The 14433-nt window shown below is 52.3% G+C and carries 16 protein-coding genes and 2 tRNA genes; 13 read left to right on the top strand and 5 right to left on the bottom strand.

Annotation, left to right across the window (positions count from 1 at the left end):
• Positions 1 to 84 precede the first annotated feature (84 nt).
• The 10 genes from Q7R85_00850 (at position 85) to tyrS (ending at position 10264) form a co-directional block, all read left to right on the top strand.
• Entirely contained in the window at positions 85 to 387 is a 303-nt protein-coding gene (locus Q7R85_00850) for a hypothetical protein (protein MDO8584654.1), read from the top strand.
• Positions 388 to 635: 248 nt separating this feature from the next.
• Positions 636 to 1895, top strand: a complete 1260-nt coding sequence (gene nusA, locus Q7R85_00845) for a transcription termination factor NusA (GenBank protein MDO8584653.1) — start codon at positions 636 to 638, stop codon at positions 1893 to 1895.
• Between the two features lie 24 nt (positions 1896 to 1919).
• Positions 1920 to 3959 (top strand): sodium-translocating pyrophosphatase, encoded by a 2040-nt coding sequence (locus tag Q7R85_00840; GenBank protein ID MDO8584652.1) that lies wholly within the window; start codon positions 1920 to 1922, stop codon positions 3957 to 3959.
• A 128-nt stretch (positions 3960 to 4087) separates the two neighbouring features.
• Positions 4088 to 4822: a hypothetical protein gene (locus tag Q7R85_00835; GenBank protein MDO8584651.1), complete on the top strand. Its 735-nt coding sequence runs from the start codon at positions 4088 to 4090 to the stop codon at positions 4820 to 4822.
• A 28-nt stretch (positions 4823 to 4850) separates the two neighbouring features.
• Complete coding sequence (locus Q7R85_00830; GenBank protein MDO8584650.1) at positions 4851 to 5510, top strand: hypothetical protein; 660 nt, start codon at positions 4851 to 4853, stop codon at positions 5508 to 5510.
• A 109-nt stretch (positions 5511 to 5619) separates the two neighbouring features.
• Positions 5620 to 6321: a hypothetical protein gene (locus Q7R85_00825; GenBank protein ID MDO8584649.1), complete on the top strand. Its 702-nt coding sequence runs from the start codon at positions 5620 to 5622 to the stop codon at positions 6319 to 6321.
• 114 nt (positions 6322 to 6435) lie between these two features.
• Positions 6436 to 7098 carry a hypothetical protein gene (locus Q7R85_00820; GenBank protein MDO8584648.1) on the top strand — a complete coding sequence of 221 codons (663 nt, stop codon included), beginning with the start codon at positions 6436 to 6438 and terminating at the stop codon, positions 7096 to 7098.
• Between the two features lie 50 nt (positions 7099 to 7148).
• Positions 7149 to 8399 (top strand): trigger factor, encoded by a 1251-nt coding sequence (gene tig / locus Q7R85_00815; GenBank protein MDO8584647.1) that lies wholly within the window; start codon positions 7149 to 7151, stop codon positions 8397 to 8399.
• 6 nt (positions 8400 to 8405) lie between these two features.
• On the top strand, positions 8406 to 9014 hold the full coding sequence (clpP, locus tag Q7R85_00810; protein MDO8584646.1) for an ATP-dependent Clp endopeptidase proteolytic subunit ClpP: 609 nt from the start codon (positions 8406 to 8408) through the stop codon (positions 9012 to 9014).
• An 80-nt stretch (positions 9015 to 9094) separates the two neighbouring features.
• Complete coding sequence (tyrS, locus tag Q7R85_00805; GenBank protein MDO8584645.1) at positions 9095 to 10264, top strand: tyrosine--tRNA ligase; 1170 nt, start codon at positions 9095 to 9097, stop codon at positions 10262 to 10264.
• A 47-nt stretch (positions 10265 to 10311) separates the two neighbouring features.
• Here the strand turns inward: tyrS and Q7R85_00800 are convergent, their stop codons facing one another.
• Positions 10312 to 10602 carry a GIY-YIG nuclease family protein gene (locus tag Q7R85_00800; protein MDO8584644.1) on the bottom strand — a complete coding sequence of 97 codons (291 nt, stop codon included), beginning with the start codon at positions 10600 to 10602 and terminating at the stop codon, positions 10312 to 10314.
• Between the two features lie 334 nt (positions 10603 to 10936).
• Here Q7R85_00800 and Q7R85_00795 point away from each other — a divergent pair, with 334 nt between their 5' ends.
• Positions 10937 to 11449, top strand: coding sequence for a hypothetical protein (locus tag Q7R85_00795; protein ID MDO8584643.1), 513 nt, complete (start codon positions 10937 to 10939; stop codon positions 11447 to 11449).
• Between the two features lie 267 nt (positions 11450 to 11716).
• Here Q7R85_00795 and Q7R85_00790 read toward each other — a convergent pair.
• From Q7R85_00790 to Q7R85_00775, 4 genes are all read right to left on the bottom strand, one after another.
• Positions 11717 to 11788: transfer RNA gene (locus Q7R85_00790), tRNA-Gly, on the bottom strand.
• 114 nt (positions 11789 to 11902) lie between these two features.
• Entirely contained in the window at positions 11903 to 12322 is a 420-nt protein-coding gene (locus Q7R85_00785) for a hypothetical protein (protein ID MDO8584642.1), read from the bottom strand.
• A 73-nt stretch (positions 12323 to 12395) separates the two neighbouring features.
• On the bottom strand, positions 12396 to 12827 hold the full coding sequence (locus Q7R85_00780; GenBank protein ID MDO8584641.1) for a hypothetical protein: 432 nt from the start codon (positions 12825 to 12827) through the stop codon (positions 12396 to 12398).
• Positions 12828 to 12890: 63 nt separating this feature from the next.
• Complete coding sequence (locus tag Q7R85_00775) at positions 12891 to 13508, bottom strand: hypothetical protein (protein MDO8584640.1); 618 nt, start codon at positions 13506 to 13508, stop codon at positions 12891 to 12893.
• A gap of 125 nt (positions 13509 to 13633) precedes the next feature.
• On the opposite strand from Q7R85_00775, the gene Q7R85_00770 reads away from it, so the two are divergent.
• Positions 13634 to 14104, top strand: a complete 471-nt coding sequence (locus Q7R85_00770) for a hypothetical protein (GenBank protein ID MDO8584639.1) — start codon at positions 13634 to 13636, stop codon at positions 14102 to 14104.
• 18 nt (positions 14105 to 14122) lie between these two features.
• Positions 14123 to 14194 (top strand) — tRNA-Arg (locus tag Q7R85_00765).
• Positions 14195 to 14433: the final 239 nt, after the last annotated feature.

The following is a 14433-nucleotide window of genomic DNA, read 5'->3' as shown; positions in this document are numbered from 1 at the left end:
GAGGGTGGCGATGTTGACTGTTTGGCGCTTTAGTTGATACTATAAGCACAGATTTGTCGTTCATTGGAGGTACGTCAGATGGCGATGAAGAAGCGGATGCCTCGGGGAGGCTACGTTCCGGATTCGGACCAGGTAGACGAGGAGCCGATGGCCGAGATCTACATCACAAGGAACGCATGGAAGCGTCTCAACGGCGAGGGATCGTGGTTCCAGGAGTCTCGCTACTCCACGACTCCGAGCGCGTGCTTTCCCGTGAAGACGCGAGCACCGAAGTGCGCTCTCATGAACGGATCCTTTCATCCCGACCACTGCGAGGATGTGGACGCGGTCGCCGAGTGCTGCGAGGAGGTCGTTCCTGCGGACGAGCCAGAGCCGGAAAGCGAGTAGACCAAGCGAACGACGGGGTTCACGCACGCGCGTGAACCCCGATCTCATTTTGTATTCGCTGTATTGACGGAAAAGAACCTGATATGCTACGTTGAATCTATTGAGGGTCGCGTGAGCGCCCCTTTTTACGAATTATAGCGTTCACGAATATCGCAAATGAGGATCTAAAAATAATGCGAATACCGGCAGGCGCGTTCTATTCGCGTTATTAAGCCGAACGATTCGCGATATTAGTGATTACTACACGTATGATTGATCTAAAAAATTTAGCGAGGGCGGTAGAACAGGTATCCACGGAAAAAGGCATTGATGCCACCCGTGTTATTGAGGCGATTGAATCGTCCATCGCCGCGGCATATAAAAAGGAATACGAAAAGCGCGGGGAAGTTGTCCGCGCGAAATTGGATTTCAAGAGCGGCGCCCTGAAGTTTTGGCAGGTGAAAATCGTTGCTGATGAAACAACCGTTGATACGACGAAGTACGATGAGGCGCAATTAGAGGAGTCGAGCGAAGTCAAAAAAGAAAGAGGCGCAGCGGTAAAAGCCGTCGAAGTTCCGGTAGAGATGCCCGTGGAAGGTGAAGAAGAAAAACTTCCGCGCTATAATTCCGACCGACACATTTTGATTGATGAGGCGAAGAAAATTAACAAAGACATCCAGTTAGGCGAGGAAATGTTGTTTCCATTGGAGCCGCACGAGGACTTCGGCCGCATTGCCGCGCAAACCGCGAAGCAGGTTATTTTACAGCGCTTGCGGGAAGCGGAGCGAGATTCGATTTTGAAGGAGTTTCAGAATCGCGAAGGTGAAATTGTGAGCGGTATCGTTCAGCGCATGGAGCACGGTAATGTATATGTGGATTTGGGCCGCACGACCGGCGTTATGTTTCAAGCCGAGATGATTCCGTATGAGCATTATCGCATCGGCGAGCGGCTCCGTTTCTACGTCTTGGCGGTGCAAGATGACGCGCGTCTTCCCGGCATTATTCTTTCGCGCGCGCATCCGAAATTTATCAGCAAGTTGTTCGCGATTGAAGTTCCCGAAGTTGCCGATGGTAGTGTGGAGATTAAAGGCATCGCGCGGGAACCGGGGAGCCGAACTAAAGTCGCTGTTGCGTCAAAAGCGCAAGGCGTTGATCCGGTGGGTTCGTGCGTTGGCCAACGCGGCACACGCGTGATGGCGCTTTCTAATGAACTTGGACAGGAAAAATTGGATATCATTGAGTGGTCTGAAGATGCGGCGACGTTTGTCGGTAACGCGCTCTCTCCCGCAAAAGCGCAACGCGCGGAGGTGAATGACCGGCATGAGGCGCGCGTGTATGTGTCCGATGACCAGTTGAGTTTGGCTATCGGTAAAGGCGGACAAAATGTGCGGCTCGCGGCAAAACTGACGGGCTGGAAGATCGATGTGCGTTCGGAAGCAAAACCGGACGAGGCGCTCGTCGGGGGCGTTGCGGAAGGCGTGAGCGGGGAAGCTGCTCCCACGAAGACGGAAGAGAAAAAAGAAGAATAGGTTATTATTAATTATTAAAAAATTATGATTGAGTACCTGCCAATCGGTATTTCCGTATTATCGTTAATCTTCGTCGCGTATCTTATCGTGTGGATCAAGCGTCAGCCGACCGGATCGGAGAGCATGCAGAAGATTTCGTCTGCTATTAAGGAAGGATCGAATGCTTTCGTGAAGCGGCAATATAAGACCATTTTCTGGATTTCGGTCGCGTTGGGACTCGGCCTTTTTACTATCTACGCCGTGAATGGGGATGTGACCACGGGCTGGCAGACCTTGCTGGCGTTTACGCTCGGCGCGGTTTCTTCGGGCGTCGCGGGTATCGTGGGTATGGCGATGTCTACGACTGCGAATGTGCGTTCGGCGGCTGCCTCTAAAAACGGTTTTAACGCTGCGCTTCAGGTGGCGTTCAAGGGCGGAGCAATTACCGGATTGATTGTGGTGAGTTTGTCGCTACTCGGCATTTCCGGATTGTTTCTTATTTATAAATATTTGGGATACGAATTAGTGAAGATTCCGACGATGCTTGTGGGCTATGGCTTTGGCGCGTCGCTCGTGGCGCTCTTCGCGCAACTCGGTGGAGGCATTTACACCAAAGCGGCTGATGTGGGCGCGGATTTGGTGGGTAAGGTTGAAGCGGGCATTCCGGAAGATGACCCGAGGAACCCTGCGGTCATCGCGGACCTCGTTGGTGACAATGTGGGTGACTGCGCCGGACGTGGCGCGGACCTTTTTGAATCCACCGCGGCGGAAAATATCGGCGCGATGATTCTTGGCGCGGCGCTCTTCCCATATTTTGGCGTCGGCGGTGTTATTTTCCCGCTGGTGCTTCGCGCCTTCGGTTTAATCGCGACGATTGTCGGCATATTCGCGGTGAAGGCAAAAGAAAATGAAAGTCCGATGGCGGCCTTAAATCGTGGATACTATGTAACATTGGTGCTCGCGGCAATCGCATTTTACTTTACGGCGAAAATGCTTTTGGGCGCGTCGTATTTGTGGTTCTTTGGCGCCGGCATGGTGGGAATCTTGACCAGCTTGGCATTTGTCTACATTACGCAGTACTACACCGAGTCGCGTTTTCGGCCTGTTTCTTCCATTGCTGATGCGTCAAAGACCGGTTCCGGCACGAACGTGATTATGGGCTTCTCCGTCGGTTTGGAGTCAACCGGCATGACGGTTGTGGCGATTGTTTCCGCGTTGCTTGGCGCGTATTGGTTGGGTGAACAGTCCGGTATTCCCGGCGGCGGGCTTTATGGCACGGCCGCGGCCACTATGGGAATGCTCGCGACTGCAGCGTATATTCTTGCGATGGATACCTTTGGTCCCATCACCGACAATGGCGCGGGTATTGTGGAGCTCTCCGGCGAGTCCGGTGATTTCCGCAAAGTGATGGATAAGCTGGACACGGCGGGCAACACCACAAAGGCATTAACAAAGGGCTACGCCATCGGTTCTGCCGCGCTTGCCGCGTTCCTGCTGTTCTCTGCGTATCTTACGGAGGTGCGTCTGGAAGTTGTTGATCTTGCAAAGGTAGATGTGTTCGTCGGCGCGATGCTTGGCGCAATGTTAGTATTCTTGTTCTCGGCGCTCAACATTAGAGCTGTCGGCAAAGCTGCGTACTACATCATCAACGAAGTACGCCGGCAGTTCCGCGAACACCCGGGCATTATGCAGGGCACGGAGAAGCCGGATTATTCAACCGCGATTGATATCACGACGCGCGGCGCGTTAAAGGAAATGGTACTTCCGGGTGTACTTGTTATTGTGATGCCGATTGTCGTGGGTCTGACCCTCAAAGCCGAAGCTGAAGCCGGGTTTTTGATGGTCGCGACCATTGCCGGTATCTTGCTTGCAACAACGCTGAACAACGCCGGTGGCGCGTGGGACAACGCGAAGAAGTGGATTGAGGAAGGAAATTACGGCGGCAAGGGCTCTGATGCGCACAAAGCGGCGGTCACCGGCGACACGGTTGGCGATCCGTTCAAAGACACCGCAGGTCCGTCATTGCACGTGCTGATTAAATTACTCGCGACACTGTCGCTTGTACTTGCTCCGCTGTTTGTGTAGACGAGTATGTGGAATGAATCAAAAACCAGTCGCCTTAGGCGACTGGTTTTTGATTATATCCGGAATTTACCACATCTATTGGTATACTTATCAGTAGAGTGTAAAATTTCCTTTCAGGAGGGACAGTGATGTCCAAGATGTTCCGGCGCGCCGCGTTGGTTGCGGTGCTTTTTCTGCTTGTTGCTTCGCCGTTCGGGGATACGCCGGCGGCGCAGCGCGCCACGGTTCTCGCCGACATTCCTGTCTCCGGCGGCATAAGCGGGGATCGGGAGAGTGTTCGCAACGCGCTGGCGCTGTTGGAGGAGAAGCCACAGAACGCTGTGGTTTCCGTCACCATCAACGACACCTGTGAGGCCTACGATCCGAAGGATGAGGACGGGGATTGGCAGGAGTCCGCTCATTGCCACTTGACGCGGAATGTCTGCATCCACACCGATTACGTTTACGATCGCGTCGTTTGGCATGAGGCGGGGCATGCGCTCCTCATGTCGCGGTCATGGCGCGAGAACAACAAGTGGGCGGTCGTCAGCAAAAACGCCTACGGGAACATGGAAGGCGAGTTCCCGCGCGACGGGATTTTGACCTCGTACGGCGCGACAAATGCCCACGAGGACTTCGCCGAGTGGGTGGAGTTCGTGATGTGCTACCAGCATCGCACTCCTACCGGCCGCACAAGTGTCAATCTGAAAAAAATCGACAAGTCGGATACCCGCTACATCCGGCACCTGAAGCTACTCCGCAAATTCGGAGTCATCACGCCGGAGGAATACACGAAGCTTGCACCGCTCTTCACCCTCACTGCCTCAACCGGCGGGAGGGTGATTTGCTTATTATTGACTTCAGCTTTGGCCGGCATACACTGAAGCGAGAGGCCTTTTGAGGAGTACTTGAATGAGACACATCACGCTGTGTGCAGCGATGTTTGTCGTCGGCATCTGCGTATCCTGTACCAATCATCCGCCGCGCACAGAGGCGGCGCTCGGTGATCTCATTTCCGGAGGAACTGCGGAGGAACGCGAGTTCGCGCGCGCGGCGCTCGGTGAGCTTCCGAGAGTGGTGCGGGAAGTCGCCGAGGAAATCCGCATCACAAACGATTGCAGCGGATTCACCTCACGGTTTATCGTCGGGTTTCATCATCGGGGCGGACCGATCTGTGTCCGGGAGGGGCGCGTGACGCGCGCGGTTGTCTGGCACGAACCCGCGCATACACATTTCCATACGCTCTCGCGCGCGGCGCAAGAACAATGGGAAGGGTTTGTTGATGACGACCTTTTTCATGGGGAAGGCATCAACATCGTCATTCCCGGAGCATATCCTTCACGCGGCATGATTACGTCTTATGGCGGCACGAACCCGCGCGAGAATTACGCGGAGTGGGTGACGTGGCTCACGCACTATCTTCGCGGATACGGGTCCGGGTACGGCAGAGCGGACATCGCCTCGATTGATCGGAGAGACCCGGTATATCTCGCGATTCTTACATTCTTCCGCGCTCACGACGTGCTTACAGAGGAAGAGTTCCGTCGCGTGCAACCGCTGTTCGCGGAGTAATGATAAGTTGGAGCAAGGGAGGCGTCTCACGGGATGCCTCCTTGTATTTCATGTGCATTCGCGCTATTATATTTTTTAGTTACGCAGGTATTCTTTGGGAGGTTTAGCGATGGTGAGCGATGTTCTGAGGCGTGCCGTGTTTGTTGCGGCGACTCTTACGTTGTTCGTGGCACCGTTCGGGTGCACGACGGCGCCGCCCCGTCTTGGCGCTTGGGACGATTCGTTCGTTTATGGCGGCACGCGCGACCAGCGTGAGCGCGCTCGTGAGGCGATGAATTGGCTCGAAGAGCCAGTGCAGCGGGCGGTGCGCTCCATTCAAATCACCAATGACTGCCCCGATTACAAACCCCGGGACAAGGACGGTAATTGGCGGGAAGCGGCGCACACTCATCCCGGGACGCGCGACATCTGTGTTCGTCCTTCCTATGTCTCTCATGGTAATGTCTGGCATGAGTCCGGACACGCGCTCATGATGACGCAGTCTGCCGAGGAACAGGAGAGGTTGACGAGAATCAGCATGAATGCGTACGGCGACATGGAAGGAGACTTTCCACGGAACGGCATTCTCACCTGGTACGGGGCGACAAATCCGTGGGAGGACTTTGCCGAATGGGTGCGCTGGGCGATGTGCCGCCTCCACGATGAGCCGATGGGCTCAATATTCGTGGACATGCGCGTGATTGACGTCACGGATCCCAGCTATCTCAAGCACTTGGAAGTGCTTCGCGACTGGGGTGCAATCAGTCAGGCGCAATACGATGAGCTGGAACCGCTGTTTACGCTGCGCGTAAATGGAGTTCCTGTGAAATAGAGTCTTGCCCCCGCATCTTTACCGGTGCGGGGGCAAATTGTTTTTTGCGTGTTGACTGGGATTGCCGCGGGCGTAGACTTATGTGTAGTGCTGGTGTTCTTGAGGAGATTTGTCATGAAAGCGAATGCGCTATGGTTTTTTGCTGTCTTGTTTGCCGTCGCGGGTTGCACCGCCCCGCGCGTTTCGTGGGAGCGGATTGAACGAGGCAAGTTTGTTGAGTTCGGCACACCCGCTGAACGTTCGCTGGTTGTTGCCGCTATCCATCGTATGAGTCCGCAGGCACAAGCGACCGTGACTACGATTCGGATTACTTCGGATTGTCCGAGCTACGCGAAGGACAAGTACGGTAACGTGCTGGAGGCCGGGCATTGCCGCTGGTGGACGCGTTTCATCTGCGTTTATCCGGACTATCTCGACAAGTGGACGGTCTGGCATGAGGCGGCGCACGCGTTCTTTTACGCATTGCCTGCGTGGAAGCGCGCAGATTGGGGGAGTATCAGTAAAGAGGCTTACGGTGATCGTTCCGGTTCTTTTCCGCGCGACGGCATCATCACCGACTACGGAGCGACGGACTACTACGAAAACTTCGCTGAGTGGGTTGCGTGGGCGCTGGAACGATGTTCGTTCGGCGGGCGCGCGTGGTATGTCGACACAAACCTTGTAGACAAGCACGACGCGAGATACCTCCGGAGCCTGCAATTCCTCCGCGACTGCGGCGCGCTGTCGCTTGAGGATTACGCCACGCTCGAACCGTTTTTCACCCCGCCTCGCAAGTAATGCGGCGCGGGGTTGAACTTTTCTATAAATGTTGTTAGTATATACCAATCATGATTAAATCCTCATTTAAGAAGTTGCCCGGTTCGCGGATCGCGCTTGAAGTGACGCTTGGAAGCGACGTATTTAAGCCCTATTGGGAGCGCGAGTATGGCCGCGCGGCGGCGGGTGTACAAGTGAAAGGTTTTCGTCCCGGTACGGCGCCGAAGCAAATGATTGATTCCGGAATTGATAAAGACAAGGTGTTTGAGGCGGCGTTACAGGAAACTGTCCGTCACTCAATGCATGAGGTCAGCGAGGAGCACGAGTGGACGCTTATTGATACGCCGAAGGTGGAAATTACCGCGGGCGATAAGCTGCTTGAAGACAGCGGAAAACTTTCATACAAAGCGGAGCTCACGATTTTTCCCGAAGTGACGCTTGGCGACTATCGGTCTATTGCAAAAAAAGTGATGGCGGCGAAAAAAGACGTTGCCGTCGAGGCCGACGAGATTGAAAAATCGTTTGAGTGGCTGCGGAAGTCGCGCGCGCCGCAAGTCCGGGTCACCCGCGCCGCGGCGAAAGGGGACAGCGTTGCGATTGCCTACACGGTGTCGTTTGACGGGAAGCCGATTACGGCCGATGCGGCGCCGGCACATGACCAATTCACGCTTGGCGAGGGAAAGTTTATTCCCGGGTTTGAGGACCAAATTGCCGGGCACAAAGAAGGAGAGAAGCTTAATTTTTCTCTGACCGCGCCTGATGCATATTGGAACAAAGACGTGCAAGGCAAAAAGCTGGATTTTTCTGTGACCGTGGATGGCGTGTTTGAGGTGACCATCCCTGAAGCGAACGACGAATTCGCGAAAACCATCGGCAATTTCGCGACAATCGCGGACTTGAAGAAAAGCATCGGTGACGGATTGAGTTCTGAAAAAGCAGAAAAGGAAGCCGAGGCTCGGCGGGTGGCGATGCTTCAAGGAATCGTCGCGAAAACCGTCGTGGATTTGCCAGAGGTGTTTGTGGAGCGGACGCTTGAAGGCATGCTTGAGGAGTTAAAGTCGACGCTCGAAGCAAGCGGAAAGAAACCGGAAGACGTCCGCAAAGATCTTCGCAAGGCGGCGGAATCACGCGTTGCCGGAAACCTTGTGGTGCATGCAATCGCGAAGGGCGAGCATCTGGAGCCGACAAAAGAAGAGATTGAGGAGGAGTCCAAGCTCCATCAGTACGAAAGCCGGCAGCTTGAAACGGGCAAGTTTTACGATTATGTTTATGGAGTACTCCTTAACAAAAAAGTTTTCCAATTTCTTGAGTCAGCGCAATAACACAATATGAAAAACGAATTCAACGAATATCTCATTCCGACGGTTATTGAAAAGTCACCGATGGGCGAACGCGCGTATGACATCTATTCGCGGCTTTTAAAGGAACGCATCATCTTTTTAGGTGGACCGATTAACGACGGCGTCGCGAATACCATCATTGCTCAGTTGTTGTTTTTGGAGCATGAGGACCCGAAAAAAGATATTCAGCTTTATATCAACAGCCCCGGAGGATCGGTCTCTGCCGGACTCGCGATTTATGACACCATGCAGTACGTGAAGCCGGATGTTTCCACTATTTGCGTAGGTATGGCGGCATCTATGGGCGCGGTGCTCCTTGGTGCCGGCAAGAAGGGCAAGCGCATTGCGCTCCCGAACGCGGAAATTATGCTCCATCAGGTGATGGGCGGCGCGGAAGGCCAGGCGGTAGAGATTGAAATTACCGCAAAGCATATTTTGCGCACCAGAGAGAAGCTCAACCAGATTCTTGCAAAGCACACCGGTCAGCCGTTTGCGAAGATTGAAAAAGACACGGACAGAGACTTTCATCTGACGCCAGTTGAGGCGAAGGAGTACGGATTGATTGACGAGGTGCTGAAAAGCAACGGGAAGAAATAGGACAGCCACTAGTGGCAGAAAAGAAAATAGGTGCGTCTGCGCCTATTTTCTTTTTATTGTCGTGCCGTTAGAATACAGTTATGACGAAAACGGTGACCGATAAGGCAAAAATTGAACAATTACTCTCACGCGGTGTGGAGGAGGCGATCGTGCGCGAGCATTTGGAGGCGGCGCTTATGTCCGGCAAACAGTTGCGGGTGAAGTTTGGCGCGGATCCTACGGCGCCGGATTTGCATTTGGGTCATGCGGTTGCGCTCCGAAAATTGAAACAGTTTCAGGATTTAGGCCACAAAGTTGTCTTGATTATCGGCGACTATACCGCGAAAATCGGGGATCCTTCCGGTCGGTCAAAAACGCGACCGTCGCTCAGCGATGCGGAAATTGTCGCGAATGCAAAAACTTATCTCGCGCAGGTTGGAAAAGTTTTGGATATCAATAGTGCCGAGGTTCGCCACAACAGCGAGTGGTTTGCCGATAAAAGATTGGACTTTATCCTCTCGCTTGAATCGCGATTCACCACCCAGCGCATTTTGGAGCGCGATGATTTTGCGAAGCGCATCAAAGAAGGAGTGGAGGTATACTCGCATGAAATGGTCTACCCCATGCTTCAGGCGTACGATTCGGTTGAGGTTAAAGCAGATATTGAGATTGGCGGCACCGACCAGAAATTCAACATGCTTGCCGGGCGGGATTTGCAGAGGCACATGGGGTTGCCCGAGCAGGATGTGATTACTGTTCCACTGCTTGTGGGTACGGACGGTGAGAAGAAGATGTCTAAGTCGCTTGGCAATTATATCGGCATTACCGAGGACGCAAACGCAATGTTCGGGAAAATTATGTCCGTGCCGGATGCGTTGATTGACCAGTATTATGAACTTTGCACAGACGTGAAGCGCGAGGTTGAAGATCCGCGCGAGGCGAAGCTGGCACTCGGCGCAATTATTGTTGATATGTATTGCGGCAAAGGGGAGGGCGCCAAAGCAAGAGAAGAGTTTGTGCGCGTGTTTTCCAAGAAAGAAAAACCGGCGGATATTCCGGAGGTTCATGTCGGCGCGGAAACGCTGACACTCGTTGAGCTTTTAGTCGCGGCGGGTGCCGCAAAAAGTAAGACCGCCGCGCGGCGGCTTGTTGAGCAGGGCGGTGTGCGGATTGATGATGAGCGGATGCACGATCCCGAGGCGCAAATCAGCGTTCAAAAGCCACGGCTGTTGCAAGCGGGTCCGAGGAAGTTTGTGAAGGTGCTGAAATAAGAAAAATCGCCGATGAGGCGATTAGAAGTGAGCGGGTAAGGGGAACCTCACTGCCCTGTTGGCGTCTCCAAATCCTCGTAGTCTCTTAGAGTTTGTTTTAGCGTTTGGTGAATTTGTTTTCGTCCCAAACCGCTTTTGAGAAACTTCTCTCGCGCTTCAGCGTCTTCTTTGCTAATAAAGTATTCGTAATGAATGAGCTTTAGCGGGAGTCTTGTTCTTGTTGATTTTGCTTCGCCACAGGCGTGTTGTTGCAGCCGTTCTTTAAGGTTGGTGGTAAAGCTGGTATAACAGCGCCCATCTTTGAGCGAAAAGAGCATATAAACGTAACAACGTTCCATGTATTCGCGAAGTCAAACTTCGCATTTTTAGCACTTTATATATTCAATGAAAAGCCGAGTTAGACTCGGCTCTCCTCAAGCTCGAGACCGAGTTTGACTCGGAGCGAGTTAGTGGATGACGTTAGAACCTGTTTTATATACCGAGGCTATCCAAAAGTGCAGTAAATTAGTTTACACCGCACCGCCATTCATTATTTCCTTTGAAAAGGAAAAGCTGCTATGAATCTCGAATTGGAATTTGAATCCGAAGACTAGCAGGATATTATGCTATACTTAATAGTAGTTAGTTATAAAAGTCGAGAATAAACAAAATAATTAATTTAAATTTTTAAATATGAAAAAAATAATAGCATCAACATTAATACCCTTATTTGCTTTAACCGCCGTTGCTTTTGCGGCAACAAATTCAACCACCACCACTACCACCACGACAACAACAGAATCTAGAAATACTGGAGCTAATTTTAATGCGGGTAATTCAGAAGATGGCACGAACGCTATGAGTGCCAAAGACGAATTAAAAGATGTAAATAAAGAGCAAAATGATTCTGACGATAGGGTTTCAGAAGCTATGAGAAAAGTAGAAAATCGCAATGGGTTACTTACTTTTTTGATTGGAACGGATTATAAAAATCTTGGCGCTTTGAGAAGCGAATTAAATACCACTGAAAACGGCATACGGAGACTTGAAAAAGCTCAGACAAGAACTTCTAATCCTACCCTTGAATCAGAATTGCAGTCTAAGATAGATGCATTGAAGGCTGCGAATACAAAAGTACGTGATTTCATAAGCGCTAATGAATCTAGATTCAGCTTTCTTGGCTGGTTTTTCAAGCTGTTTAATTAATAATTTATTTTATTCATTGAAGTAAAAATAACCTGAATTTAGACAGGTTATTTTTATATTGAGTGCGGCTTGGTTCGGCTCCTAATACGCACAAAATTAAAAAAATGATCTTACTAGATCATTTTTTTAATTTGAGCGGGTAACGGGAGTCGCCTCTCCCTCCGGTCGAGACCTCATTACTTCGTAATTTCGGCCTTCGGTTCGACTCCCTCTTACTTCGCATAATATAAAGACCACCTCTACATGAGGCGGTCTTTATATTGAGTGAGCGGGTAACGGGAGTCGAACCCGTATTTCGACCTTGGCAAGGTCGCATAATAGCCGCTATACGATACCCGCAGATATTGTTTCTATCTTATAGGCTTTTTTCCGGTAAATCAAGAGAATGATATACTGCCAGTTCCTTCATTGAGGAACTGGCAGTTATGCTTCGGGCGCGCTTGCAAGCCCGTCTTAGTTGGGGATCTTGTCATCCGGTGTCCACGGACGGGCGCTTGGCGTAGCGCCTTTTGCTTGCGTGCTGGGTCGTGCGGTGCCCATGCCTTCTCCTGCGGCGGCATCGACGGCGCGCTGGAGTTCGGCGTCCTGCGCCGCGGTACTTGTCTCTTGGGACGGGAATGCCCTCCCAATCTCGATGATGGCGTCAATAATTTCCTTGCGGAGGACTGGCGCCAATCGCTTGAGCGCAAGCACTACGTGTACGGCTGAGATCTTGGTCGTGTTCTGGTCTTCGTTTCCGAACACCTGCCCAATCTTCAGTTCCACGGTCTTGCATTCGTCGGCGTCGTCGAGCTTCCCCTCGCCGGTGATTTCCTTGAGCTGTTCTTCGGTGAGGCCCCAGCACACCGCAAGGACCTTCAAGAAGAGATTCATGACGCTCTCCTTTTATTGTTGCCTGACAAACTAACGTTTAGTATAGCCAACAAAAACGAATCGCGCCAGCCCCTTATGAGAGCTGGCGCGTGTACGTCGCGACTTCTTTCGCTTGCAGGGCGATGAAGTAGAGTTCCATCGTGTCGCGGATGTTCGGGCCGCGCGCGATGATGTGTTGGATGAAATGCATGCGTCCATCAAACCATTCTGCTTCTGCGGTAACCGCGCAAAGTAATGTGTTGCCGTAGGTTCGCGTTCCGTCCGCGATTGCCGGCTCGTCAACGGCATAATCGTGGAGTTCCACTTCTTCCACTGCTTCTTTCGGAAGCTGATGTATGAGTGGAGAGCAGTGCGGATGGGTAACGTGAACAACTCTTCGTCCGTGCTTGTCCTCGTTTACCTTCATCCCTTTCGCTTCCAGTAGGGCAACGTTGGCATTCCATCGCAACCAAATGCGCAGCGTAATCATTGCCACCTCCGTAAATGTGATACGCCGGCCTCGCATCGCGGAGCCGGCGTATGTTATGCGAACTTCTCCGCTCCGACGAAGCGGTTACAACCCTCCGTCTCATGCACTGCGCGGATGATCCGGCGGCTTCGTCTCGGATGGTTCCGCCTCCAGTCCCTTTGCCATTTCCTCGGACGGCGCGATGTCCTCGGTTGTTGCGACAGGGGTAGTCGCAGCTTCCTTCGGTTGCTCGTCCGCGCCCTTCTTGATTCGCACCTCACAGCCATTCTCCTCGAGCGCCTCGAGGAAGATTCTCATGAGGTCGTTGAGAGCGATGGTCGCGGTCGAGCCCAGCCGCTCTTCGCGCGAGAGCTCCCAGTTGTCATATGGCTGGTGCGCTCCGGCGCGGATGCTGGTGTAGAATGACAGCATCTCGGGGAGATTGTGGCCCGTGATTTCGATGGATTGTGATCCGTCTGGAAGCGTGTCGACGAACATCAGTACGTCTTCCTCTTCCGTTATGTACATCCCCCGAAGCAGCCCACCGTCTGCGATCTCCGCGCTCATAGAGATCTTCTCGATGTTCTCCTGGCTGACCCCGTGGACTCCGGCGGAATTCACGTTGATGTACGGCGCGCCGTTCTCCCACTGCACGTTGTATCCCTCGCCTTTTTTTTCGGCGAGTTGCGCCGCTGCCGTAGTGGTAAGCCAGAAGCGAATTTTCGTTGCCGCGAACATGCCATGCTCCTTTGTCCAATGAACGCAAAGACAATTCTTTGCGATGTCCGAATACTAGCGTTTATGATAAGCGATTTATCGATTGGCGTCAAACATTCGGCGCGTAAAGGATGTATAATAAACCTATGGAAGAAATCACCTGGCAAGCGCACGAGTTTGAGTATCACCAAAAAGAAGTCGGTTGGTATTATCTTGTTGTTATTGCCGCCATTATTTTTGTCGCAATCGCGCTCTGGCAACAAAACTATTTGTTCGCCGCGTTTTTAATCATCGCCGCCGGCATGTTTATTTATTGGGGCGTCGCAAGGCCGGGTGTTGTGACTATTACGATTGCTACAAGCGGCATCAAGCCCAATCAATTCCGTTTTGTTCCTATGGCGGAGCTGCTGGGATTTGCGATGCAGGAGAGTGGACAAGCAGGTTCCGAATGGGGTAATATGTTGTTACGTTCCAGACACCGCTTTTCGCCGTATATCAAGATTCCCATTCCGCGAGGAAAAATAGAGCAAGTCCGTGCGTTGCTGCATAACCATTTGGACGAGTTTGAGTACGACGAATCGCTGATTGACGAGCTGTTGCGGTGGCTGAAATTCTAGTGCTTGCGATACGTACAGGCGCCTGTAGTTCAACGGATAGATCGCATCCCTGCGAAGGATGAGATTGAGGTTCGATTCCTCACAGGCGCACAATTCATAACTTGGTCGGAAAATTCCCCCGCGCGCTTGCGCGCGGTGAGGAGAAGGGGGTGGGCGAAATCCGAATCTGTCTTGCAAGCAAAGGCGAATTCGGTGGGCGGGCAAAATGAGACGGAGACGGATTTGTCTCGCAATTGTAGGTTCGTTCCAACTTTTTTGAAATAGTCGCGAATTTCAAAAAAGTTGTCGCTTGAAACCAATTGCGTGGCTTTTTTCATATCCAAAATCCA

The sequence above is a fragment of the bacterium genome, assembly GCA_030649055.1.
Lineage (GTDB): Bacteria > Patescibacteriota > Minisyncoccia > UBA6257 > JAUSGH01 > JAUSGH01.
This window is presented reverse-complemented; position numbering and strand designations above follow the sequence as displayed.

Excerpts from the sequence above, each read along its gene's own strand:
- Q7R85_00850 (MDO8584654.1), top strand. The coding sequence starts at position 85 with ATGAAGAAGCGGATGCCTCGGGGAGGCTACGTTCCGGATTCGGACCAG.
- nusA (MDO8584653.1), top strand. The coding sequence starts at position 636 with ATGATTGATCTAAAAAATTTAGCGAGGGCGGTAGAACAGGTATCCACG.
- Q7R85_00840 (MDO8584652.1), top strand. The coding sequence starts at position 1,920 with ATGATTGAGTACCTGCCAATCGGTATTTCCGTATTATCGTTAATCTTC.
- Q7R85_00835 (MDO8584651.1), top strand. The coding sequence starts at position 4,088 with ATGTCCAAGATGTTCCGGCGCGCCGCGTTGGTTGCGGTGCTTTTTCTG.
- Q7R85_00830 (MDO8584650.1), top strand. The coding sequence starts at position 4,851 with ATGAGACACATCACGCTGTGTGCAGCGATGTTTGTCGTCGGCATCTGC.
- Q7R85_00825 (MDO8584649.1), top strand. The coding sequence starts at position 5,620 with ATGGTGAGCGATGTTCTGAGGCGTGCCGTGTTTGTTGCGGCGACTCTT.
- Q7R85_00820 (MDO8584648.1), top strand. The coding sequence starts at position 6,436 with ATGAAAGCGAATGCGCTATGGTTTTTTGCTGTCTTGTTTGCCGTCGCG.
- tig (MDO8584647.1), top strand. The coding sequence starts at position 7,149 with ATGATTAAATCCTCATTTAAGAAGTTGCCCGGTTCGCGGATCGCGCTT.
- clpP (MDO8584646.1), top strand. The coding sequence starts at position 8,406 with ATGAAAAACGAATTCAACGAATATCTCATTCCGACGGTTATTGAAAAG.
- tyrS (MDO8584645.1), top strand. The coding sequence starts at position 9,095 with ATGACGAAAACGGTGACCGATAAGGCAAAAATTGAACAATTACTCTCA.
- Q7R85_00800 (MDO8584644.1), bottom strand. The coding sequence starts at position 10,602 with ATGGAACGTTGTTACGTTTATATGCTCTTTTCGCTCAAAGATGGGCGC.
- Q7R85_00795 (MDO8584643.1), top strand. The coding sequence starts at position 10,937 with ATGAAAAAAATAATAGCATCAACATTAATACCCTTATTTGCTTTAACC.
- Q7R85_00785 (MDO8584642.1), bottom strand. The coding sequence starts at position 12,322 with ATGAATCTCTTCTTGAAGGTCCTTGCGGTGTGCTGGGGCCTCACCGAA.
- Q7R85_00780 (MDO8584641.1), bottom strand. The coding sequence starts at position 12,827 with ATGCGAGGCCGGCGTATCACATTTACGGAGGTGGCAATGATTACGCTG.
- Q7R85_00775 (MDO8584640.1), bottom strand. The coding sequence starts at position 13,508 with ATGTTCGCGGCAACGAAAATTCGCTTCTGGCTTACCACTACGGCAGCG.
- Q7R85_00770 (MDO8584639.1), top strand. The coding sequence starts at position 13,634 with ATGGAAGAAATCACCTGGCAAGCGCACGAGTTTGAGTATCACCAAAAA.